19 protein-coding genes and 1 tRNA gene are annotated in these 23,975 nt (G+C 63.0%); 10 read left to right on the top strand and 10 right to left on the bottom strand.

The genetic code is table 11. From position 1 onward, the window contains the following. Positions 1-3: 3 nt before the first annotated feature. Positions 4-126, bottom strand: coding sequence for a hypothetical protein (locus tag ACU5AY_RS19905; protein ID WP_446827501.1), 123 nt, complete (start codon positions 124-126; stop codon positions 4-6). Between the two features lie 116 nt (positions 127-242). On the opposite strand from ACU5AY_RS19905, the gene cpdR1 reads away from it, so the two are divergent. Further along, the gene (gene cpdR1, locus ACU5AY_RS19900) at positions 243-608 is read left to right on the top strand and encodes a response regulator CpdR1 (protein ID WP_446822802.1); all 366 of its coding nucleotides are present in this window, start codon (positions 243-245) and stop codon (positions 606-608) included. A 195-nt stretch (positions 609-803) separates the two neighbouring features. After that, a tRNA-Val gene (locus tag ACU5AY_RS19895) sits at positions 804-878 on the top strand. Between the two features lie 29 nt (positions 879-907). On the opposite strand, the gene ACU5AY_RS19890 is transcribed toward ACU5AY_RS19895, so the two are convergent. From ACU5AY_RS19890 to pcaD, 9 genes are all read right to left on the bottom strand, one after another. Beyond that, positions 908-1,567: a phosphoribosyltransferase gene (locus ACU5AY_RS19890; protein ID WP_446827500.1), complete on the bottom strand. Its 660-nt coding sequence runs from the start codon at positions 1,565-1,567 to the stop codon at positions 908-910. After that, positions 1,564-2,418: a D-amino-acid transaminase gene (locus tag ACU5AY_RS19885; protein ID WP_446827499.1), complete on the bottom strand. Its 855-nt coding sequence runs from the start codon at positions 2,416-2,418 to the stop codon at positions 1,564-1,566. The genes ACU5AY_RS19890 and ACU5AY_RS19885 overlap by 4 nt, the downstream gene beginning before the upstream one ends. Positions 2,419-2,422: 4 nt before the next feature. Then, entirely contained in the window at positions 2,423-3,409 is a 987-nt protein-coding gene (gene dgcA, locus ACU5AY_RS19880) for an N-acetyl-D-Glu racemase DgcA (protein WP_446827498.1), read from the bottom strand. Further along, complete coding sequence (gene dgcN, locus ACU5AY_RS19875) at positions 3,406-4,407, bottom strand: N-acetyltransferase DgcN (protein ID WP_446827497.1); 1,002 nt, start codon at positions 4,405-4,407, stop codon at positions 3,406-3,408. The genes dgcA and dgcN overlap by 4 nt, the downstream gene beginning before the upstream one ends. Positions 4,408-4,579: 172 nt before the next feature. Then, a complete protein-coding gene (locus ACU5AY_RS19870; RefSeq protein ID WP_446827496.1) occupies positions 4,580-5,638 on the bottom strand; it encodes a 3-carboxy-cis,cis-muconate cycloisomerase in 1,059 nt (352 codons plus the stop codon). After that, on the bottom strand, positions 5,635-6,252 hold the full coding sequence (gene pcaG / locus ACU5AY_RS19865) for a protocatechuate 3,4-dioxygenase subunit alpha (RefSeq protein WP_446822770.1): 618 nt from the start codon (positions 6,250-6,252) through the stop codon (positions 5,635-5,637). The genes ACU5AY_RS19870 and pcaG overlap by 4 nt, the downstream gene beginning before the upstream one ends. A 1-nt stretch (position 6,253) precedes the next feature. Further along, entirely contained in the window at positions 6,254-7,003 is a 750-nt protein-coding gene (gene pcaH, locus ACU5AY_RS19860) for a protocatechuate 3,4-dioxygenase subunit beta (protein ID WP_446827495.1), read from the bottom strand. Continuing rightward, positions 6,996-7,412: a 4-carboxymuconolactone decarboxylase gene (pcaC, locus tag ACU5AY_RS19855; RefSeq protein WP_446822768.1), complete on the bottom strand. Its 417-nt coding sequence runs from the start codon at positions 7,410-7,412 to the stop codon at positions 6,996-6,998. The genes pcaH and pcaC overlap by 8 nt, the downstream gene beginning before the upstream one ends. A gap of 12 nt (positions 7,413-7,424) precedes the next feature. Continuing rightward, positions 7,425-8,216: a 3-oxoadipate enol-lactonase gene (gene pcaD / locus ACU5AY_RS19850; protein ID WP_446827494.1), complete on the bottom strand. Its 792-nt coding sequence runs from the start codon at positions 8,214-8,216 to the stop codon at positions 7,425-7,427. A gap of 91 nt (positions 8,217-8,307) precedes the next feature. Here pcaD and pcaQ point away from each other — a divergent pair, with 91 nt between their 5' ends. The 8 genes from pcaQ (at position 8,308) to glgC (ending at position 23,975) form a co-directional block, all read left to right on the top strand. Beyond that, positions 8,308-9,240 (top strand): pca operon transcription factor PcaQ, encoded by a 933-nt coding sequence (gene pcaQ, locus ACU5AY_RS19845; protein WP_446827493.1) that lies wholly within the window; start codon positions 8,308-8,310, stop codon positions 9,238-9,240. 380 nt (positions 9,241-9,620) lie between these two features. Continuing rightward, positions 9,621-11,045, top strand: coding sequence for a mannose-1-phosphate guanylyltransferase/mannose-6-phosphate isomerase (locus tag ACU5AY_RS19840; protein ID WP_446827492.1), 1,425 nt, complete (start codon positions 9,621-9,623; stop codon positions 11,043-11,045). 131 nt (positions 11,046-11,176) lie between these two features. Then, entirely contained in the window at positions 11,177-14,503 is a 3,327-nt protein-coding gene (locus ACU5AY_RS19835) for a transglutaminase family protein (protein ID WP_446827491.1), read from the top strand. A gap of 9 nt (positions 14,504-14,512) precedes the next feature. Further along, a complete protein-coding gene (locus ACU5AY_RS19830; protein ID WP_446827490.1) occupies positions 14,513-16,930 on the top strand; it encodes a circularly permuted type 2 ATP-grasp protein in 2,418 nt (805 codons plus the stop codon). Positions 16,931-16,944: 14 nt separating this feature from the next. Continuing rightward, positions 16,945-17,823: a transglutaminase family protein gene (locus tag ACU5AY_RS19825; RefSeq protein WP_446822762.1), complete on the top strand. Its 879-nt coding sequence runs from the start codon at positions 16,945-16,947 to the stop codon at positions 17,821-17,823. 204 nt (positions 17,824-18,027) lie between these two features. Continuing rightward, positions 18,028-20,493, top strand: coding sequence for a glycogen/starch/alpha-glucan phosphorylase (locus ACU5AY_RS19820; RefSeq protein ID WP_446827489.1), 2,466 nt, complete (start codon positions 18,028-18,030; stop codon positions 20,491-20,493). Beyond that, positions 20,490-22,685, top strand: coding sequence for a 1,4-alpha-glucan branching protein GlgB (glgB, locus tag ACU5AY_RS19815; RefSeq protein ID WP_446827488.1), 2,196 nt, complete (start codon positions 20,490-20,492; stop codon positions 22,683-22,685). Before ACU5AY_RS19820 ends, glgB begins: the two co-directional genes overlap by 4 nt. An 18-nt stretch (positions 22,686-22,703) precedes the next feature. Further along, positions 22,704-23,975, top strand: coding sequence for a glucose-1-phosphate adenylyltransferase (gene glgC, locus ACU5AY_RS19810; protein WP_446827487.1), 1,272 nt, complete (start codon positions 22,704-22,706; stop codon positions 23,973-23,975).

Below are 23,975 nucleotides of genomic sequence, written 5' to 3'. Positions count from 1 at the left end.
GTCTCAGGGTCTGCGGTTGCGAAGCGACCACAATTCGACATACTTGGCTGAATCACCAGATATTTCAATGGCCACCAGCGCATTGCCGCTGACGGCATGTTGCCAGTTGCTTTCCAGCAAGTCCATACTATGCTCGTGCGGCTTGCCTGTGGATTGCGTCGGCATTCACTGGATATTTACCGGCAGGCCTTTAGGCTTGTGGCTCTAGTTTCTTGTGCATCCCATAAAAGACGGTCACCTAAATGAGTCAGAAAATCCTCCTCGCCGAAGACGATAACGATATGCGCCGCTTCCTGGTCAAAGCGCTGGAGAAGGCCGGCTACGCCGTCGTGCACTTCGACAACGGGGCAAGTGCCTATGACCGGCTGCGCGAAGAACCCTTCTCGCTGCTCCTGACCGACATCGTCATGCCGGAGATGGACGGCATCGAACTGGCGCGGCGTGCAACCGAGCTCGACCCGGACCTCAAGGTGATGTTCATCACCGGTTTCGCTGCCGTGGCGCTGAACCCTGATTCCAAGGCTCCGAAGGACGCCAAGGTGCTTTCCAAGCCGTTCCACCTGCGCGATCTCGTCAACGAGGTCAACAAGATGCTGGTGGCCGCCTGAGGCGAAAAAGCCGGGGTTTCCGGGCGAAATTCGAAAGATGGAATTTCCTCCAAAAACCCTATTGACGCCATCCCCCCTTTTGTGGTCTATGCCCCGCACCGACGGACGTCGCGGGGCAAACGCCCGGCAGGAAGACAGCCGACGGTAACTCCGCAAAGCGGCATTTGCCTTACGGCAAGCATCGCGAAATGGAATGGGCGTGTAGCTCAGCGGGAGAGCACTACGTTGACATCGTAGGGGTCACAAGTTCGATCCTTGTCACGCCCACCATTCCTTTTTCTTCGAAATTCGTTCAAACGTCAGTCGGTCGCAAGGTCGATGATCGGCGTTGGAAAGACGCCGACGACGGGACCATTCCATTCCGTCGGCGGGCTGGCCAGCCGTTCGCGCCAGCGGTCGGTCTGCAGCATGGCGCAGCCGATTGCGACCGGCTCGACGCCGCAGCTGCGCATGAGCGCGAGGCCGGAGGCGATGGAAGATCCGCTCGATATGACATCGTCAATCAGGACAACCTTTCGGTTTTGGATGAGCGGCAGCATCCGCGGGTCGATGTAGAGCCGCTTTTGCTGGTCCGGCGTCGTCACCGACGACAGGGAAACCGAGAGCCCCTCCTCGTACCAGAACTTGCGTGAGGTGCCGAGCGCCACGTAGCGGCCATGCCCGAGCGTGCGGGCGACAGCAGCTGCAAGCGTCAGCCCCAGCGTCGGAAGACCCACAACGACATCCGGTTCGTAAGGTCGCAACAGCGCCGCCAGCCGGCCGGCAAGCGCATCCTGGACGGTAAAACTCGCCTGGGTGATGATCAGCGAGGCAAGCGCGTTCCGGCCATCGGGAAGCGGACGGACGGGCAGCTTGATCTGCCGCCCGTCATCCAGTTCCGCCACGTAGCAATCACCTGCCCGCCCGACAGAAAACGTGCCGGGCGCGAAGATGTCCTGCCAGAAATCGGTCGGCGTCACTGCGCCGCCTGGCGGCTGCGCTCGATGTAGATCTCGCGCAGCTTGGCCGCGACCGGACCGGCGACACCGTCGCCGATCACCGCGCCGTCGATTTCCACGACCGGCGAGACGAAGCTGGTGGCCGACGTGATGAAGGCTTCTCTCGCATTCTTCACCTCTTCGACGGTGAACGGCCGCTCCTCCACCTTCACCTGCAGGTCGCGCGCGCATTCGAGCACCGCATGGCGGGTGATGCCGTGCAGGATGTCGGTGGACAGGTCCCGGGTGACGATCGTGCCATCCTTGGTCACGATATAGGCGTTGTTGGAAGAGCCTTCGGTCACGAAGCCATCGCGCACCAGCCATCCGTCGTCGGCGCCGGCCTTCTTCGCCATGTTCTTGACCATCGACGGATAAAGCAGCTGTACCGTCTTGATGTCGGCGCGCCGCCAGCGCAGGTCTTCCGCCGTGATCACCTTCATCGCCAGATCCGCGATCGGCTTGGCCGTCAGCGCCTTCTTCTGCGTGAACATGACAACCGTATTGGCCGTGTCCTTGGCCGGGAACAGGAAATCGCGATCCGCCACCCCGCGAGTCACCTGCATGTAGACGAGACCTTCGTCGATGCCGTTCAGCGCCACCAGTTCGCGGTGGATGTCGAGAAGATCCTGATCCGTCAGCGAGAACGGCATGTCCAGTTCCTTCAGCGACCGGTGCAGCCGTGCCATGTGGCCGGGAAAATCGACAAGCTTGCCGTCGAGGACGGACGTCACCTCGTAGATGCCGTCGCCGAACAGGAAGGCGCGGTCGAAGATCGAAACCCTGGCTTCGTCCTCGGGAAGGAAGTCGCCGTTGATATAGACAGTCCGCATGATATCAGCCCCAGAGAGATGACGACGGCGGATGCATGATCGAGCCGTCGTAATGAATGGCAGAGTCGCGCTCGGATGCGAGCAGCAGCGGTCCGTCGAGATCGACATACTGGGCGCCCTGCGCGATCAGGAAGGCCGGCGCCATGGCGAGCGAGGTGCCGAGCATGCAGCCGACCATGACGCCGAAGCCTGCCGCCTGCGCGGCCTTCTTCAGTTCCAGCGCTTCGGTCAGCCCACCGGTCTTGTCGATCTTGATGTTGATGAGATCGTACTTGCCCTTGAGCTTCGGCAGCGACGCCCGGTCGTGGCAGCTCTCGTCCGCGCAGACAGGCAGAAGCCGCTCGATGCCGCGCAAGGCGTCGTCGGCACCCGCCGGCAGCGGTTGCTCCACAAGCGCCACGCCAAGCCGGACGAAGACCGGGGCCAGTTCGAGATACTGCTCGACCGTCCAGCCCTCATTGGCATCGACGATGATCTTGGCGTTCGGCGCCCCGGCCCTCACGGCCTCGATCCGTTCGAGATCGCTGTCCGTGCCGAGCTTCACCTTCAGGAGCGGCCGGTCGGCATTCTTCGCCGCACTCTGGCGCATGCTCTCCGGCGTGCCGAGCGACAGGGTGTAGGCCGTCGCCGTCGGCTTGGGCTCGCGCAGACCCGCCAGTTGCCAGGCCGGAAGGTCGGCGCGCTTGGCCTCGAGATCCCAGAAGGCGCAGTCGAGCGCATTGCGCGCAGCACCCGGCGGCAGGCGCTTCTGCAGCCCTGCCCGCTCCATGCCGATCTTCAGGTCGGTCGCCACCGAGCGGATCGTCTCGATGACGCCATCGACCGTCTCGCCATAGCGGGCATAGGGCACGCATTCGCCACGGCCGGTATAGCGGCCGTCCGTCAGCTCGACCGTCACAACCCTGATCTCGGTGCGTGATCCGCGCGAGATCGTGAACGAGCCGGCGATCGGAAAGATCTCTTCCCGAACGGTAAGCTGCAATCCGCTCATATCGCCTCCAGCGCTTCGACAAGCCTTTCCGCACCGTGACGGAACGGATCGACGGTCGGCAGGCCCATGCGCTTCTCGACTTCGGCGCAATAGGCAAGGGATTCCGCATCCGACATGGCGGACGTGTTGAGCGAGATGCCGACAACCTTGCAGTCGGGATTGACGATTTGTGCCATGGTCAGCGCCAGATCGCGCAGTGCTTCGAGGCTCGGCAGCTGATAATCCGGCAGGCCGCGCATATGCGGCCGATTGGGCTCGTGGCAAAGGACGAGCGCGTCCGGCTGCCCGCCATGCACCAGCGCCAGCGTCACGCCCGAATAGGAGGCGTGGAACAGGCTGCCCTGCCCTTCGATCAGGTCCCAGTGCTCGGCATCGTTGTCGGGCGTCAGATATTCGATCGAGCCGGCCATAAAGTCGGCGATCACAGCATCGAGCGGCACGCCATCGCCGGTGATCAGGATGCCGGTCTGGCCGGTGGCGCGGAACGTCGCCTTCTTGCCGGCCGCGCGCATCGCCTTCTCGACGCAGAGCGCCGTATACATCTTGCCGACGGAGCAATCGGTGCCGACGGCGAGCATGCGCTTGCCTGTCCGCCTTTTGCCGTTGGCGATGGGGTACTGAACGGTCGGAATGCGCACGTCATGCAGGGCGCGGCCGAGTTCCTTGGCCTTCGCCGCGAGGTCCGCCTCGTTGCGGAGAAGATTGTGAAGGCCGGAAGCAATGTCGAGACCCGCTTCAAGCGCTTCGATCAGCACACTCTTCCACGCCGGCGAAATCACGCCGCCACGGTTGGCGACGCCGATGACGAGCGTCTTGACGCCCTGCTCGACGGCCTCAGCGATCGTCATGTCCGGCAGCTTCATGTCGGCCTTGCAGCCTTCCAGACGGAATTGGCCCTTCGCAAACTCCGGACGCCAGTCCTTGATGCCTTGCGCAACCTTGGCCGCCAGCGGATCGGGCGCATCGCCCAGGAAGAGGAGATAGGGAGTTTCGATCATGATTCACGTATCCGGAAATGTCTGGCTGAAAACAGGGAGGGTCAAGCCGGCAGAGCGGCAATCGACCGGCATCATGCGCAAAACTGTCTGCGCACGCAACCTGTCAGGGAGACTGATTTTCGATCCCTTATGCCGCAGGGGGAGGAGGTCGTCGCGACTGCGAACGGACCCTTCAGCCGGCGGTACCGAGCATCTCGATCCGCTCGGCAAGCGTCGCCGCCAGCGTCAGGCCGGCCGCCGTCGCCCCGACCATCTGCGGCAGCAGCATCCACTCCAGCGTCCAGGCCGCACCGGAGCGCTCCTGCTCATGGACAAGGCTATGATGAAGCCCGGAGACCTGCACCGCATTGAAGCGGGCAAGCGCGACCAGCGTCTCGGCTGCGACCGGATTCTGCTTGTGCGGCATGGCGGACGAGCCCCCGCCGCCGGAAAGACGGATCTCGTCGGCCCGCTCGGCGAGCAGCGCGACATCCTGTCCAAATTTTCCAAGCGAGCCGGTCAACAGGGAAAGCAGGGAGGCGAATTCCGCCAGGCGATCGCGCTGGCTGTGCCATTGCGGCCGATCGGCAAGGCCGAGGTCCTTCGCCAGAGCCGCGCGCACCGCATCGCCCTTCTCGGGGAACTTTTCGAGCGTGCCCGCGGCGCCGCCGAATTGAAGGACAAAGCCGTCGAGCGCGAACGTGTCGAGCCGGGCTGCGCTGCGGGCCAGCGGCTCGCACCACGCCTGGACGCGATCCGCCGCCGTAATCGGGATCGCCGCCTGCATGCGGGTGAACCCCATCAGCCGGTTGCCGCCAAACCTATCGCGCAGCCGGTCAAGCCCGGCTATCGCCGCCGCTGTCTGCGCGGAGAGAATGCCGGTCGCCTTTTTCAGGCGCAGCATGAGGCTGGTGTCGATCGCATCCTGGCTGGTGGCGCCGAAATGGACGTGCTGAGCCTCGTCGCCGCCGACGGCCTGGCGCAGCTGGCGAACCAGATCCGGAATGACCACGCCATCACGACCGACCGCCTCCTTCAGCCGGAAGACATCCGGCCGAAAGGATGCGCAAACCTCGGCGATCCTCAGCCCCGCGGCCGGCGGAATGACGCCGAGGCGGCCTTCGACGCGGGCGAGCGCCGCCTCGAAGTCCAGCATGGCGCGGATGTCCGCATCCGTCGAAAAACACGCGGCGACCTCGTCGTTGCCGACGAGGCCTGACAGGATCGGATGATCGAAGACGCTATAGCTCATATGTCGAAGAAGATGGTTTCGTTTTCGCCCTGGAGATGGATGTCGAACGTCACCGTATCGCCTTCCCGCCTGCCAATCAAAGTGGGAACGCGCACCTTGTGCTCGATCCGCGTCAAGATTGGATCGGCCGCGTTGGCCTCCTCCTCGTCGGAAAAATACATGCGGGTCTGCAGGCCGATGTTGATGCCGCGCGCGACGATCCAGAGCGTGACATGCGGGGCCATCGGCCGCCCGTCGTTGAACGGCACCTTGCCGGGCTTGACGGTTTCGAAGACGAATTCGCCGGTCGTCATATCCGCCGGGCAACGCGCCCAGCCGGAGAAATTCGGATCGGCCGAACCACGGGTTTCCGACGGCGAATTGTACAGGCCGTCGGCATCCGCCTGCCAGATCTCGATCATCGCATCGCGAAGCGGCGTGCCGGAGCCGTCGATCACCCGGCCACGAATGGTAATCCGTTCGCCGCGCGTCTTGTCGTTGACGAGCGGTCCGGAACCGAGATCGGTCTCGAAGATCCCATGGATGCCGGTGAAGTTCGGCGTGCAGCCGATGTGGACGTAAGGTCCGGCGGTCTGCGAAGGAGATTCCTTCAGATAACCAAGCGATTGGACCATGTCAGTTGCCCTCCTTGCGATTTTCAAACAGCGTGGACCGGCGGCCCCGCAGGACAATGTCGAACTTGTAGGCGCGCATATCCATGGGGATCGTCGCATTCATGTCGAGCGGCGCGATCAGCCGTTCGATCGCTTCCGTGTCCGGTATCGTTTTGACGATCGGACAAATCCAGATCAGCGGATCGCCCTCGAAATACATCTGCGTGATCAGCCGCTGCGCAAAGCCGTGGCCGAAGACGGAGAAATGGATATGGGCCGGGCGCCAGTCGTTGACGCCGTTCGGCCACGGATAGGGACCGGGCTTGATCGTCTTGAACCAGTAATAGCCATTCTCGTCGGTGATCGTGCGGCCGACGCCGCCGAAATTCGGGTCGAGCGCGGCAAGGTAGGTTTCCTTCTTGTGGCGGTAGCGGCCACCGGCATTCGCCTGCCAGAATTCGACCAACGCGCCGGCGACGCCGACACCGCGCTCGTCGAGCACCCGGCCATGCACCAGGATCCTCTGGCCGATCGGCATCTCGCCAGGCTTGGCGTAGTTCAGGATCAGGTCGTTATCGAGCTCGTTCAGCATATTGTGGCCGAACACCGGACCGGTAATCTCGCTCTTGGTTCCCTCGAGCGAAATCAGGGCGCGCTGCGGCGCGCGCAGCACGGAGGTCTTGTATCCCGGCGTAAACGCCGGCGGGTGCATGCTGCGGTCACGGGTGAAAAACGAACCTGTCTCCGGCTTCTTGTTGGAAAGGTCAGCCATTGCGCTCCTCCGTCAATGCCTTCTCGGCATCCATTTGCTCAAACACCTGCTTGACGATCTTGATCGCCGTATTGGCCGCCGGCACACCGGCATAGATCGCCACATGCAGCATCGCTTCGGTAATATCCTCGCGCGTCGCGCCGGTATTAGCCGTGGCGCGCACATGCATCGCGACCTCTTCGTGATGGCCGAGTGCGGCAAGAAGCGCGATCGTCACCATCGATCGCTCACGCTTCGTCCATGTCGGCCGCGACCAGACATGGCCCCAGGCCGCTTCCGTGATCAATTCCTGGAAGGGGCGGTCGAATTCGGTCATCAGTCCGCTGGCACGGTCGACATGGGCGTTACCCAACACCGAACGACGTGTCGCCATGCCTTCTTCGAACCGCTTTGATGGCTGGTCGGCCATGAAAAATTCCTTCTAGTTGGTGGAGCCGAGGAAGTCGCGGAGAAGCGCGACAAAGGCCTCGGGTTGTTCGACACAGGGTATGTGGCCCGCCCCGGCGATCATCTCGAACCGGGAGCCGGCGATCAGATCCGCCGTCGAACGAACGAGGTCCGGCGGCGTCGAGCCGTCCTCGTCGCCGACGACGAGCAGGGTCGGCAGCGAGATCTCCGCCGTAGACTGCGTGAAGTCCGCGTCGCGAATGGCCGTGCAGGTCGCGATATAGCCGTCCGCCGGCTGGCGGGTGAACATGTTGCAGTAGACCGGATAGGCGATGTTTTCCGGCGACCGGAAGGCCGGCGTGAACCAGCGCTCCATGACCGGGTCGAGAATGCTTGCCAGACCGTTCCTGGCGATGGCGTCGATGCGCGCGTTCCAGCTTTGGGCGGTGCCGATCTTGTGGGCCGTATCGGACAAGATCAGCGTCTTGACGAGCCCGGGACGGCTGGCGACGAGCCCCTGGGCGATCAGTCCGCCGACGGACAGGCCGCAGAGGATGACGTTCTTCAGCGCCAGATGATCGAGCAGTGCTGCAAGGTCGGCGACATGATCCTCGATCCGGTACGGCTCCGGGCCGCAATCGGAGAGGCCGTGGCCGCGCTTGTCGTAGGTCACGATGGCATAATCGTCCTTCAGAAGGTCGACCACATCGTCCCAGATCCGCAGGTCGGTGCCCAGCGAATTGGAAAAGACGAGGGCCGGCTTGTCGGCCGGCGAGCCGGTGACGCGATAGTGGATCGTGATGCCGTTGAGCTTTGCAAATTGCACGTCTGTTTCCTCCTGCGACGAAGATTGCATCTTCAAATTGGTTAAGTAAAATGATATTTATCGCCATTAAAATAACCAATAGGTTATGATTATGGCCGATCCGCGTGTAAAATTCCGCCACCTGCAGACCTTTGTCGAGGTCGCGCGCCAGAAAAGCGTGATGAAGGCCGCCGGCCTATTGAACGTCAGCCAGCCCGCGGTGACGAAGACAATTCGGGAACTCGAGGACATCCTCGGCGTCGCCGTACTGGAACGCGAGGGCCGCGGCATTCGCCTGACGCGTTACGGCGAGGTGTTCCTCCGTCACGCCGGCGCGGCGCTGACGGCATTGCGCCAGGGGATCGATTCCGTGTCCCAGGAAAGAACCGGCGACGGACCGCCGATCCGCATCGGCGCGCTGCCCACGGTCTCAAGCCGCATCATGCCGGCCGCCATCTCGCTTTTCCTCGACGAGCAGACCGGCAGCCATGTGAAGGTTGTGACCGGCGAGAACGCCGTGCTCCTCGAACAGTTGCGCGTCGGCGATCTCGACCTGGTCGTTGGACGGCTGGCCGCGCCGGACAAGATGCAAGGGTTTTCTTTCGAACATCTCTACTCGGAAAAGGTCCTTTTCGTCGTCCGTCATGGCCATCCGCTGATGCGGTCTGAGCGCTCGCCGTTCGACGGACTTGCGGATCATCCGGTACTGATGCCGACACAGGGCTCCGTCATCCGGCCCTTCGTCGAAAGCTTCCTGATCGCCAACGGCGTCGGTCGCATCCCCCAGCAGATCGAGACGGTGTCCGACGCCTTCGGCCGGGCCTACGTGCGTTCGTCCGACGCGATCTGGATCATCTCCGAAGGGGTCGTCGCCGGCGATATTGCCGACGGTTTTCTGTCGGCGCTGCCGATCGACACCAGCGAGACGACGGGACCGGTGGGCCTGACGATGCGCACCGACACATCCCCTTCTCTGCCGCTTTCCATCCTCACCCAGACCATCCGCGAAGCCGCCAGAAGCGCCGCCGTTTCCGTCGCGCGATGAACCACGCGATCGCGCCATCGACGCGCCGGTTTCTGACGGCGCGCTTGTCGGAAAATTGCACTTTTCCGGCATATGTGCGAGAAGGAGGCATGCTGAAAAGCACAAGCCCTTCGTCCCTGCGGAGATTTCCCGCATCCCAATCCCAGCTGCCCGACAGCGTAAAATGTGTCCTGCCGAACGATACCGTTGGGAGTGGCCCGTCCGGATGCGACGCGACATTTGCTGCGCCTTGCCGCTTTCATCGCAGGCGGAGGGGACGAAACAAATGGATCATTGCCGCGTTCGTTAAAATATCATCCCGCAAAGACAATAAACACGAACAATTTCAGGGTATAGAGTAACGCAACGCGACGGCGAAACCGAGAAAAGGAGAATGAAGAATGGAGAAAATCGTCCCGGTCATCCTGGCTGGCGGCAAGGGAACGCGCCTCTGGCCGCTCTCCCGCGCACAGGCACCGAAGCAGTTCATCGAGTTCATCGGTGACCGGACGCTCTTCCAGAACACGCTAGACCGGGTCTCCGACGCCAACCTGTTCGAGCCGCCGATCGTCGTCACGAACGAGGATTTCCGCTTTCTGGTCGCCGAGCAGGCCCGCGAGATGGGCGTGGCCCTGGCAGCCATCGTGCTGGAGCCGGTCGCCCGCAACACCGCACCCGCCGTCGCCGCCGCGACGATGATCGCCCAGAAGCATTACGGTGCCGGCTGCCTCGTTCAGGTGCTCGCCTCCGACCACGAGATTTCCAACGACGCGACCTATCGCAGGTGCCTTGAAACCGCAGCACGGGCGGCGGGCGACGGCAAGCTCGTCACCTTTGGCATCGAGCCCACCGAGCCGGCAACCGGCTACGGCTACATCGAAACCGGCGACGAGATCTTCGAGGGCGCCAACACGGTGAAGCGCTTCGTGGAGAAGCCCGAGGAGGACAAGGCGCGCGAGATGCTGGCCCAGGGCGGTTTCTACTGGAACTCCGGCATGTTCATGTTCTCCGCCTCGACCTTCCTCGACGAGCTCCAGCGCCTTGAGCCCGGCATGTCCGAGGCCGTCAGCCAGGCGGTTGCGGAAGCCGCCGGCGACCTGGACTTCACGCGCCTGGCCGAGGAGCCCTTCTCCCGAGCCGCCAATATCTCCATCGACTATGCGGTCATGGAAAAGACGGCAAATGCGGCCGTCGTCCCCTCGCCGTTTGCCTGGTCGGATCTCGGCAGCTGGGATGCGGTCTGGAAACTCGGCGGCCAGGACGAGAGCGGCAACGTCGCGATCGGCAACGCCACCATTTCCGACAGCTCGAATTCGCTGGTGATCTCCCGCGATGCGCACCTGGCCGTCCACGGCATCGACAACATGGCGGTCATCGCCAGCGAAGATGCCGTCTATGTCGGCCCGCTCGACCGCAGCCAGGAAGTCGGCAATCTCGTCAAGCTGCTTGCCTCGACGGCGGCAACGGAAAACCTCACCAAGACGCATCCGACGTCCTACCGTCCCTGGGGCGGCTATACGTCGGTGCTGAACGGCGACCGCTTCCAGGTCAAGCGGCTGTTCGTCCTGCCGGGCAAGAAGCTGTCGCTGCAGAAACACCATCACCGTTCGGAGCACTGGGTCGTCGTCCGCGGCACTGCCGAGGTGACCGTCGGCGAGAAAACGCAGATGCTGCGGGAAAACGAGTCGGTCTACATTCCGCAGGGTGACGTCCACCGGCTCGCCAATCCCGGCAAGATCCTGCTGGAACTGATCGAGGTGCAGACCGGCTCTTATCTCGGTGAGGACGACATTATCCGCATCACCGACGAATTCGGCCGAAGCTGAACGAATAATGCTTTTATTACAAATGCTTGCAAGGTGGCAGATTCCGCCTTGCTTTATTCCTTTGCATTGCACAAGATCGCCTTCGGAATAATCAAGCGCCACCCTGTGTTCCAGTGTGCCCCGGAGAGACGATGTCCATACAAGCCAGCATTTATCATCTGACGCATTACAAGTATGACAAGCCCGTCCGTCTCGGTCCGCAGATCATTCGCCTCAAGCCGGCGCCCCACTCCAAGACCCGCGTCATCAGCCATTCGCTGAAAATTTCGCCGGAAAACCACTTCGTCAACCTGCAGCAGGACCCCTACGGCAATTACCTCGCCCGCTACGTCTTTCCCGAGCCGGTGACCGAATTCAAGATCGAGGTCGACCTCGTCGCCGACATGACGGTCTATAACCCGTTCGACTTCTTCGTCGAGGAACAGGCCACCAAATGGCCGTTCGAATACCCGGCCGATCTCGAGGACGACCTGTCGATCTACCGCAAGCCGGAGCCCGCCGATCCGCTGCTGCTGAAATATGTGGAGAGCATCGACAAGACACCCGGCCAGGTAACGGTCGACATGGTCGTGGCGCTGAATGCCAAACTGCAGCAGGACATCGGCTACGTCATCCGCTTGGAGCCGGGCGTGCAGGAGCCGGAGGAGACGCTTTCCACCGCCAAGGGCTCCTGTCGCGACACCAGCTGGCTGCTGGTCCAGATCCTCCGCCATCTCGGTTTTGCCGCCCGCTTCGTCTCCGGCTATCTCATCCAGCTGGCCCCCGATCTGAAGGCTCTGGACGGGCCAAGCGGCACGGAAGTGGATTTCACCGATCTGCACGCCTGGGCCGAGGTGTATCTACCCGGCGCCGGCTGGGTTGGACTTGATCCCACCTCGGGTCTGCTGACCGGCGAAAGCCACATTCCGCTCGCCGCCACGCCGCATTATCGCAATGCCGCCCCCATTTCCGGCGGCTATTTCGGCGAGGCGGAGACCGAATTCGCCTTCGACATGCAGGTCCGCCGCGTCGCCGAGCATCCACGCATCACCAAGCCGTTCTCGGACGAAAGCTGGGATGCGCTGAACGCGCTCGGCGAACAGGTCGATGACCTGCTGCAGGCGCAGGACGTCCGTCTGACCATGGGCGGCGAACCGACCTTCGTCTCCATCGACGATTTCCAGTCGGCCGAATGGAACACCGCCGCCGTCGGCCCGACGAAGCGGGACCTGGCCGACAAGCTGATCAAGCGGCTGCAGGAGAAATTCGCCCCCGGCGGCTTCCTCCATTACGGCCAGGGCAAATGGTATCCCGGCGAAAGCCTGCCGCGCTGGACCTTCTCGCTCTACTGGCGCAAGGACGGCGTTCCGGTCTGGCACAATCCGGACCTGATCGCCAAGGAGGCCGAGAAGTCGGACGTCACGCATGAGGACGCCGGACGGCTTCTGGTGACCATCGCCCAGGAGCTGGCCATCAATCCGACCATGGTGGTACCCGCTTTCGAGGATCCCGCCGAATGGCTCATTCGCGAAGGCAGCCTGCCGGAAAATGTCGACCCGTCCAATTCCAAGCTGAAGGACCCCGAGGAGCGCAGCCGAATCGCCCGTGTGTTCGAGCGCGGACTGACGGTGCCGACCGGCTACGTGCTGCCCGTGCAGGCCTGGAACAGCAAGGCGACGGGCATCAAGTGGGTCAGCGAACGCTGGCGCACCCGCCGCGGCCGGCTGTTCCTGGTTCCGGGCGACAGCCCCGTCGGCTACCGCCTGCCGCTGGAATCGCTGCCCCATGTGCCTCCGGCCTGGTATCCCTACATCCACCCGGCCGATCCATCGATCCGCCGCCGCCCCTTGCCCGAGCGCTTCCAGCCGCCCGGACAGGCGATGCCCGAGGCGAGCTTCGTGCCCGATCCCGACGCCATGCAGGACCGCGTCGAGCAGTCCGTCGGTGAAGTCGGCGGCGCGGTGCGAACCGCCATGTCGGTCGAGCCGCGCGACGGCAAGCTTTGCATCTTCATGCCGCCCTGCAGCTGGATCGAGGAATATCTCGAACTGATTACGGCTGCCGAAAATGCCGCCGCCGCACTCGGCCTGCCGGTTCACATCGAAGGCTATACGCCGCCGCAGGACGAACGCATCAACGTCATCCGCGTCGCCCCCGATCCGGGCGTCATCGAGGTCAATATCCATCCGGCCTCGTCCTGGAAGGACTGCGTCGAGACCACCACCACGCTCTACGAAGAGGCCCGCCAGACCCGCCTCGGCGCCGAGAAATTCATGATCGACGGCCGGCACACCGGAACGGGTGGCGGCAATCACGTGGTCGTCGGCGGCAACAATCCGGGCAACAGCCCCTTCCTGCGCCGCCCGGATCTGTTGAAGAGCCTCGTGCTGCACTGGCAGCGCCATCCGTCGCTGTCCTACCTGTTCTCCGGACTGTTCATCGGACCGACCAGCCAGGCGCCCCGCATCGACGAAGCCCGCCACGACAGCCTCTACGAACTCGAGATCGCGCTTGCGCAGGTCCCGATGCCGGGCGAAGGCTGGCCGCCGCTGCCCTGGCTCGTCGACCGTCTGTTCCGCAACATGCTGATCGACGTCACCGGCAACACCCACCGCGCCGAAATCTGCATCGACAAGCTGTTTTCTCCGGACGGCCCGACCGGCCGGCTCGGTCTTGTCGAATTCCGCGGTTTCGAGATGCCGCCGAACGCCCGCATGAGCCTCGCCCAGCAGCTTCTGGTGCGCGCGCTCATCGCTCGCTTCTGGAAAAATCCCGTCGGCGGCAAGCTGACCCGCTGGGGCACCACCCTGCACGATCGCTTCATGCTGCCGCATTACGTCTGGCAGGATTTCCTCGACGTGCTCGCCGACCTGCGTGCCAACGGCTTCGATTTCCGGCCAGAATGGTTCGCCGCCCAGCTCGAATTCCGCTTCCCCTTCTGCGGCGAGGTCGAATACGAGGGCTCGAAGCTCGAATTGCGACAGGCACTCGAGCCTTGGAACGTCATGGGCGAACAGGGGGCTGTCGGCGGCACCGTCCGCTATGTCGATTCGTCCGTCGAACGCCTGCAGGTGCGGCTCGAAACGCTCAATCCCGAACGCTATACGGTAGCCTGCAACGGCCGCGCCGTACCGCTGAAGAAGACGGGGACCGAGGGCGTTTCGGTCGCTGGCGTCCGCTTCAAGGCGTGGCAGCCGGCCTCAGGCCTGCACCCGGTGCTTCCGGTCAACACGCCGCTGACCTTCGACATCTACGACAACTGGTCCAACCGCTCGATGGGCGGTTGTCGTTACCATGTCGCACATCCTGGCGGACGCAATTACGAAACTTTCCCTGTGAATGGCAACGAAGCGGAAGCCCGCAGGCTTGCGCGCTTCGAGCCATGGGGGCATACCGCTGGGTACTACCAGCTCATGCCAGAGTCGGTTTCACCGGAATTTCCGCTGACTCTGGACCTGAGAAGGCCTGTGGGGATTTAGAGAACATAGATGACCAGCTTGCCGGGGGGAGAATCGAGCGCACGCAAAAAGCCTCTTGCCGAGAAAAGCAGGAAGCTTTCGTATGCCGCCCTGCCCGGCGTGGCCGACGAGATGGTCGACAACCTCGGCAATGTCCGCCCGGTCTGGCAACGTTTCCTGCAATCGCTGGAACGCCTGTCGCCGGAAGACCTTGCCGAACGCTTCTCGCGCGCCGACCGCTATCTGCGGGAAGCCGGCGTCTTCTTCCGCGCCTATGGCGACAAGGAACATTCCGAGCGCAACTGGCCCCTCTCCCACATCCCGGTCCTGATCGACGAGAACGAATGGCATGAGCTGTCCGCCGGGCTCGTGCAGCGCGCCGATCTCCTCGAAGCCATGGTCGCCGACATCTACGGCGACAACCTGCTGGTCAAGGAAGGCTACCTGCCGCCGTCGCTGATCGCGTCCAATCCCGAATTCCTGCGGCCGCTCGTCGGCGTGAAGCCCCGCGACGGCCATTACCTGCATTTCGTCTCCTTCGAGATCGGCCGCGGGCCGGACGGCAAGTGGTGGGTGCTGGCAGACCGGACGCAGGCCCCTTCCGGTGCCGGGTTCGCGCTGGAAAACCGCGTGGCCACCGCCCGCGCCTTTTCCGACATCTATGCCGACACGCATGTCCACCGCCTTGCCTCTTTCTTTGGCGCCTTCCGGGATGCGATGCTGGCGTCCAAGCAGGGACTTGAGGACCGGATCGGCATTCTCACGCCGGGACCGGCAAACGACACCTATTTCGAACACGCCTATATCGCCCGCTATCTCGGCTTCATGCTGCTCGAAGGCGAGGATCTCGCCGTCGTCAACGACCGGGTGATGGTGCGCACCGTCGCCGGCCTGAAGCCCGTCAGCGTGCTGTGGCGGCGCCTCGACGCGAGCTACGCCGATCCGCTGGAGCTCAACCAGAATTCACATATCGGCACGCCGGGCATCGTGCAGGCGCTGCGGTCTGGCTCGATCAGCTTCATCAATGCGCTCGGCTCCGGCATCATGGAAACCCGGGCTTTCCTCGCCTTCATGCCGACCATCTGTCGACGGCTGATGAACGAGAGCCTGGAAATTCCCTCGATCGCCACCTGGTGGTGCGGCCAGAAGAGCGAGCGCGAACATGTGGCGCGCAACATCTCCGGCATGGTCATCGGGCCGGCCTATTCCCGCCTGCCCTTCTTCGACGACAACGGCCAGTCGGTGCTCGGTTCCTCGCTGCGCAGCACTGCGCAGGAATCGATCGCCGAATGGCTGGCATCCGACGGCGCCAAGCTGGTCGGCCAGGAAGTCGTCAAGCTGTCGACGACGCCGGTTCTGGTCGACGGCAAGCTCGTCCCCCGTCCGATGAGCCTTCGCGTCTTCGCCGCCCGCACCGAAAGCGGCTGGCAGATCATGCCCGGCGGCTTTGCCCGGATAGGCTCGTCCGACGACGTTTCCGCGATCGCCATGCAATCCGGCGGCCGTGCGGCGGACGTCTGGATCGTGTCCGACAACCCCGTCGAGCGCACGACGCTGCTGCCGGCTGCGGAAAAATTCACGCGCAACATGCCCGGCAGCCTGCCGAGCCGCGCCGCCGACAATCTCTTCTGGCTGGGCCGCTACATCGAACGGGCCGAAGGCACGCTGCGCATCCTGCGGGCCTGGCATTCGCGCTTCGCCGAATCCGCCAACCCGAAGCAGGCGCTGCTCGCCGCCATCACCGAGTACCTGGCACCGCTCGACGTCGACACGAAAGAGCCCGTGCCGGACACCCTCGTCCGCGACATCGAGAACGCCATCTATTCGGCCAGCAACATTCGCGACCGCTTCTCGCCCGACGGCTGGCTGGCGCTCAATGACCTCGCCAAGACGGCGCGCCGCTTCCACGAGCATATCAAGCCGGGCGACGACGCGGCGCACGCCATGACCATTCTCCTGCGCAAGCTCGCCGGCTTCGCGGGTCTCGTTCATGAAAACATGTACCGCTTCACCGGCTGGCGCTTCCTGACGATCGGCCGTTTCCTCGAACGCGGCCTGCACATGACACGCCTGCTCGGCTACATGTCCGGTCCGGACGCGCCGGATGGGGCATATGACCTGCTGCTCGAGATCGGCGACAACGTCATGACGCACCGCAGGCGCTACAATGTGAACACGGCGCAGCTGACCGTCACCGATCTCCTGGCCCTGGACCCCCTGAACCCGCGCTCGATCCTCTTCCAGCTGAACGAAATCAGGACGGAGATCGAGCAGCTGCCGAACGCCTATGTCAACGGCCAGATGTCGGAATTCTACCGTGAGGCCGTGCGCCTGCATTCCGGTCTGGCGGTCATGACGCCCGAGGCCATGAACCCCGACGTCTATCACAACCTCGAACGCGAGATGGAGCAATTGTCCGACATCCTCGCGCGCACCTACCTCAGCTGACGGGTCCCGGCGGAATGCTCTACGATCTCTCGATGCATCTCGGCTACCAGTACGACACTCCGGCGTCGGGCGCCCGGCACATCCTGCGCGTCCTGCCGATCACGATTCCCGATCGCCAGCGCCTGATCGCCGGCACGCTCACGGTGAGCCCGAAGCCGGAAGAGCGAAGCAACTTCGTCGATTTCTTCCGCCATCCGGCGACGTCCATCCTGTTTCGCACGCCGCATGCCGCTCTCGACATCCACATGCAGGCGCGCATTCAGGTCGACACCGAACTGCCGACCGCGGATTTTTCGCCTGACCTGTCCCGGCTGCCGGACGAGATTGCTGATCAGCTGACCCTCGACCCGGATTCTCCGCATCATTTCTGCGGCCCGAGCCCCCGTCTGCCCGAAACCCCGGAAATCAGCGCCTACGCCCGGGAGGTCACCAGCCCGGGCATGACCATCCGCCAGATCGCCACGGCGATCTGCGCGCGAATCTACAAGGATTTCAAATACGATCCGGAGGCGACGACCGTCGATTCCACCCCGCGGGAAGCCTTCAAGCTGAAACGCGGCGTCTGCCAGGACTTCTCGCATATCATGATCCTGGCGCTGCGCAGCCTCGGCATTCCGGCAGGCTATGTCAGCGGCTTCCTAAGGACCATCCCGCCGCCGGGCAAGGAGCGCCTCGAAGGCGCCGACGCGATGCATGCCTGGGTCCGCATCTGGTGCGGCAAGACGCTTGGCTGGCTCGAACTCGACCCGACCAACGACATATCGGTAACGACCGATCATATCGTCGTCGGTTACGGCCGCGACTATTCCGACGTGGCCCCGGTGATCGGCGTCCTGAAGAGCTACGGCGAGCATCAGACGAAGCAGTCCGTGGACGTCATTCCCGTCAAGTGACTCTTTACGCCCCGCCGCGAAGTCCCGGTCGGCCATCCAGACCGTCGCCCACTCGACGACCTGCACCAACTGAATTTCACGATCACGGATTTCACCTGTTGCCAGCGCATTGGATAGGTGCATAAATTGCTTTTGTATCTTTCAAGCGCGCGATCGGTGGCTCCCTAACACTCTGATCGGCTTACAAAAGTATTGGTGATTGCGATGACGAATGACGTTCTGAAAGCCAATCTGCCTTCTCCAGCGCCACGTGTTTCGAACCCCGAAATTCTCGCCGAAGAAATCATCGAAAAGCTCGCCTACCGCATCGGCAAGGACGCCAAGGCGGCCAAGCCGCACGACTGGCTGACCGCCGCCATTCTCGTCATCCGCGACCGCATCATCGACAAGTGGATGGAATCCACGAAGAAGGTCTACGCAACCGGCGACAAGCGGGTCTACTACCTGTCGCTCGAGTTCCTGATCGGCCGGCTGATGCGCGACGCCGTCTCGAACCTCGAGTTGATGAACGAGCTGCATGACGCGCTGCGGTCCCTCGGCGTCGATCTCGACGTGATCGCCGCGATCGAACCGGACGCCGCCCTTGGCAATGGCGGCCTCGGCCGGCTTGCCGCCTGTTTCATGGAATCCATGGCGACCGTCGATATTCCGGCCTACGGCTACGGCATTCGCTACGTGCACGGCCTGTTCCGCCAGCAGATGGCCGACGGCTGGCAGGTGGAACTGCCGGAAACCTGGCTCGCCCACGGCAATCCCTGGGAATTCGAACGCCGCGAGGCATCCTATGAAATCGGCTTCGGCGGCTCGGTCACCACGATCGAAGATGATGGCGGCATGCAGCGCTACGTCTGGAAGCCGGCGGAACGGGTGATCGCGACAGCCTTCGACACGCCGATCGTCGGCTGGCGCGGCAAGCGCGTCAACACGCTGCGCCTGTGGTCGGCCCAGCCGATCGACCCGATCCTGCTCGATGCCTTCAACGCCGGAGACCATATCGGCGCTCTGCGCGAGAGCAACAAGGCCGAAAGCCTGACCCGCGTCCTCTACCCCGCCGACGCCACATCGGCCGGCCAGGAGCTGCGGCTGCGCCAGGAATTCTTCTTCTCGTCGGCCTCATTGCAGGACATCCTGCGCCGTCATCTGCAGCAGTATCCGGATTTCACCTCGCTGCCGGACAAGATCGCGATCCAGCTCAACGACACCCACCCGGCCATCTCCGTAACCGAGCTCATGCGCCTTCTCTGCGACGTGCACGGTGTGGAGTTCGAGCAGGCCTGGGACATCACCTGGCGGACCTTCAGCTACACCAACCACACGCTTCTGCCGGAAGCGCTGGAGAGTTGGCCGGTGCCGTTGCTGGAACGCCTGCTACCGCGCCACATGCAGCTCGTCTATGCGATCAATGCGAAAATCCTGCTGCACGCCCGCAAGGAGCGCAAATTCTCCGACGGCGAAATTCGCTCGATCTCGCTGATCGACGAAAGCGGCGACCGGCGCGTGCGGATGGGCAATCTCGCCTTCATGGGATCGCATTCGATCAACGGCGTCTCGGCGCTGCACACCGAACTGATGAAGGAGACGGTTTTTGCCGACCTTCACAAGCTCTATCCCGACCGGATCAACAACAAGACCAACGGGATTACCCCGCGCCGCTGGCTGATGCAGTGCAATCCGGGCCTGACGGACCTGATCCGCGAGGCGATCGGCGACGATTTCATGGACGACGCCGAAGCGCTGAAGGCGCTCGACAAGTTCGCCCACGACAGCGAGTTCCAGAAGAAATTTCTCGGCATCAAGCGCACCAACAAGGAAAAGCTGTCGAACCTCGTCGCCCGGCGGATGGGCATCCGCATCGACCCGTCGTCTATGTTCGACATCCAGATCAAGCGCATCCACGAATACAAGCGCCAGCTCCTCAACATCATCGAGGCCGTGGCGCTATACGACCAAATTCGCTCGCATCCGGAACTTGATTGGGTTCCGCGCGTTAAACTCTTTGCAGGCAAGGCGGCGCCGAGCTACCACAACGCCAAGCTGATCATCAAACTGGCAAACGACGTCGCCCGCGTGATCAACGGCGATCCGGCCGTGCGAGGGCTTCTGAAGGTCGTGTTCATTCCGAACTACAACGTGTCGCTTGCCGAGGTGATGGTACCCGCTGCCGACCTGTCAGAGCAGATCTCGACTGCCGGCATGGAAGCATCCGGCACCGGCAACATGAAGTTCGCGCTGAACGGCGCCCTGACGATCGGCACACTTGATGGCGCCAACGTCGAGATGTGTGACCACGTCGGCGCCGAGAACATGATCATCTTCGGCCTGACGGCAGCGGAAGTGTCAGCGGCAAGGGCCGACGGGCACAACCCACGCGCCGTCATCGAGGGTTCCCGCGAACTGTCGCAGGCGCTTTCGGCCATCGCCTCCGGCGTCTTCTCGCCGGACGACCCAAGCCGGTTTGCCGGCCTGGTCGATGGGCTCTACAGTCACGACTGGTTCATGGTGGCGGCCGATTTCGAAGCCTATGCCAATGCCCAGCGCGAAGTTGACGCGTTGTGGATGGATCAGGACGCCTGGGTATCCAAGGCCGTCTACAATACCGCCCGCATGGGATGGTTCTCGTCCGACAGGACGATCCGGCAGTATGCGAGCGAAATCTGGAGAGCCGGATGACCGGCTCAGGGGGGAGCGGAGGAAACATGAACATACCGGCAGGCGCCATAACCGCGATCTGCGACGGCAGTTACTCCGATCCGTTTTCCGTCCTCGGTCTGCATGAGACCCCGGACGGCTTCTCGGCCCGCTGTTTCATTCCGGGTGCAGAGAAAGTCACCGCATACGATCTGGCCGGCAAGGCGCTGGGCACCCTGGAGTGCCTGGATGCCGCCGGCTTTTTTGCTGGCCCCGTCAAGCTCACCCAGCGCCAGCCGCTCCGCTACAAGGCAAGCCGCGGCACCGACGAATGGACCGTCACCGACCCCTACAGCTTCGGCCCGGTGCTCGGCCCGATGGACGACTACTACCTGCGTGAAGGTTCGCATCTCCGCCTGTTCGACAAGCTCGGCGCCCATCCGCTGACGCTCGAAGGCGTCGACGGCTTTCACTTCGCCGTCTGGGCGCCCAATGCCCGCCGCGTCTCGGTCGTCGGCGACTTCAACAACTGGGACGGCCGGCTGCATACGATGCGGCTTCGCCTCGACACCGGCATATGGGAAATCTTCGCGCCCGACGTACCGATCGGCTCCGCCTACAAGTTCGAGATCGTCGGCAAGGACGGAACGATGCAGCCGCTGAAGGCCGATCCCTTCGCCCGCCGTGCCGAACTTCGCCCGCAGACGGCTTCCGTCACGGCCGACCAGCTGAAGCAGGACTGGGACGACGACGATCATCGCGCCTACTGGGACAATGCCGACCACCGCCGCCAGCCAATCTCGATCTACGAGGTGCATGCCGGTTCCTGGAAGCGTCATCCCGATGGCAGTTTCTATTCCTGGGATGAACTCGGCGACCACCTGATCCCCTATTGCACCGATATGGGCTTCACCCACATCGAATTCCTGCCGATCACCGAACATCCCTATGATCCGTCCTGGGGGTACCAGACGACCGGGCTTTACGCCCCCACGGCCCGCTTCGGCGAACCGGAGGGTTTTGCACGCTTCGTCAACGGCTGCCACAAGGTCGGTCTCGGTGTGATCCTCGACTGGGTGCCGGCGCATTTCCCGACCGACGAGCACGGCTTGCGCCGCTTCGACGGCACGGCACTTTACGAGCACGAGGACCCGCGCCAGGGTTTCCATCCGGACTGGAACACGGCCATCTTCAATTTCGGCCGCAACGAGGTCGTGTCCTACCTCGTCAACAACGCGCTCTACTGGGCCGAGAAATTCCATCTCGACGGGCTGCGTGTCGATGCCGTCGCCTCGATGCTCTACCTCGATTATTCGAGGAAGGAGGGCGAGTGGATCCCCAACCAGTATGGCGGCCGCGAAAACCTGGACGCCGTGCGGTTCCTCCAGTCGATGAACGCCAACGTCTACGGCCTGCACAAGGGCATCATGACGATCGCCGAAGAGTCCACCTCCTGGCCGAAGGTCTCACACCCGACCAATGACGGGGGCCTGGGCTTCGGCTTCAAGTGGAACATGGGCTTCATGCACGACACGCTGAGCTACATGTCGAAGGAGCCGGTCTACCGGAAATATCATCACAACGAGCTGACCTTCGGCCTGCTCTATGCCTTCACCGAGAATTTCGTTCTGCCGCTCTCCCATGACGAAGTGGTGCACGGCAAGGGCTCGCTGATCGCCAAGATGTCGGGCGACGACTGGCAGAAATTCGCCAACCTGCGCGCCTACTATGCCTTCATGTGGGGCTATCCGGGCAAGAAGCTGCTGTTCATGGGCCAGGAATTCGCCCAGTGGAGCGAATGGAGCGAGGAGCGGGAGCTCGACTGGAACCTGCTCTCCTATCCCAGCCACGGCGGCATGCAGAAGCTCGTAAAGGATCTCAATTTCCTCTACCGCGACAAGCCGGCGCTGCATGCGCGCGATTGCGAAGGCGACGGCTTCGAATGGCTGATCGCCGACGACCGGGACAATTCGGTCTTTGCCTGGCAGCGCAAGGCGCCGGGCGAAAAGCCCGTCGTCGTCGTGTCGAACTTCACGCCCGTCTATCGGGAGGGCTATCGCCTGCCTCTGCCGGCCGCCGGCACATGGCGCGAGATCATGAATACCGATGCCGACGTCTATGGCGGCAGCGGCAAGGGCAATGCCGGTCGCGTCATTGCCCATGATGATAACGGGAATAAGTCAGCGTCCATTGTACTTCCACCTCTGGCAACAATCATGCTGGAGCTGGAATAAGCGTTCGGGAGGAATGTGATGACCAATAACAAAATGCGACGCCACCAGCCATTGGCCCGTGACGCCATGGCCTACGTACTGGCGGGGGGCCGCGGAAGCCGCCTGAAGGAATTGACCGACTCGCGCGCCAAGCCCGCCGTCTATTTCGGCGGCAAGACACGCATCATCGACTTTGCCCTGTCGAATGCGCTCAACTCAGGCATTCGTCGCATCGGGGTCGCGACGCAGTACAAGGCGCACTCCCTGATCCGCCACCTGCAGCGCGGCTGGAACTTCTTCCGCCCGGAGCGTAACGAAAGCTTCGACATCCTGCCGGCCAGCCAGCGTGTCTCCGAACATCAGTGGTACGAAGGCACCGCCGACGCGGTCTACCAGAACGCCGACATCATCGAGCCCTACGGCCCGGAATACATGGTCATCCTCGCCGGCGACCACATCTACAAGATGGACTACGAGCTGATGCTCCAGCAGCACGTCGATTCCGGCGCCGACGTGACGATCGGCTGCCTCGAAGTGCCGCGCATGGAAGCCACCGGCTTCGGCGTCATGCATGTCGACGCTAAGGACGTCATCATCGACTTTGTCGAGAAGCCCATCGATCCGCCGGGAATTCCGGGCAACGAATCGATGGCGCTCGCCTCGATGGGCATCTACGTCTTCCACACGAAATTCCTGATGGACATACTGCGCAAGGATGCCGCCGACCCGCAGTCGAGCCGCGACTTCGGCAAGGACATCATTCCCTACATCGTCAAGAACGGTAAAGCTGTCGCCCACCGCTTCAACCAGTCCTGCGTGCGCGCAGAATCCGAAACACATGCTTACTGGCGCGACGTCGGAACGGTGGACGCCTACTGGCAGGCCAATATCGACCTGACCGACATCGTCCCCGAACTCGACCTCTACGACGGCAATTGGCCGATCTGGACCTATGCGGAGATCAACCCGCCGGCCAAGTTCGTCCACGACGTGGATGGCCGGCGCGGACAGGCAGTGTCGTCGCTGGTTTCCGGCAACTGCATCATTTCCGGCGGCGCGCTGAACCGCAGCCTGCTGTTTACCGGCGTCAGGGTGCATTCCTACTCGTCGCTGGACCATGCCGTCATCCTGCCGGAAGTCACCGTCCACCGCAGCGCGCGCCTCTCCAACGTCGTGGTCGACCGCGGCGTCGAAATTCCCGAGGGCCTTGTCGTCGGCGAGGATCCGGAACTCGACGCCAAGCGGTTCCGCCGCACGGAAAGCGGCATCTGCCTCATCACCCGCGCGATGATCGAGAAGCTGGACCTGTAG

Source organism: Rhizobium sp. PAMB 3174, from assembly GCF_052908375.1.
This window is presented reverse-complemented; position numbering and strand designations above follow the sequence as displayed.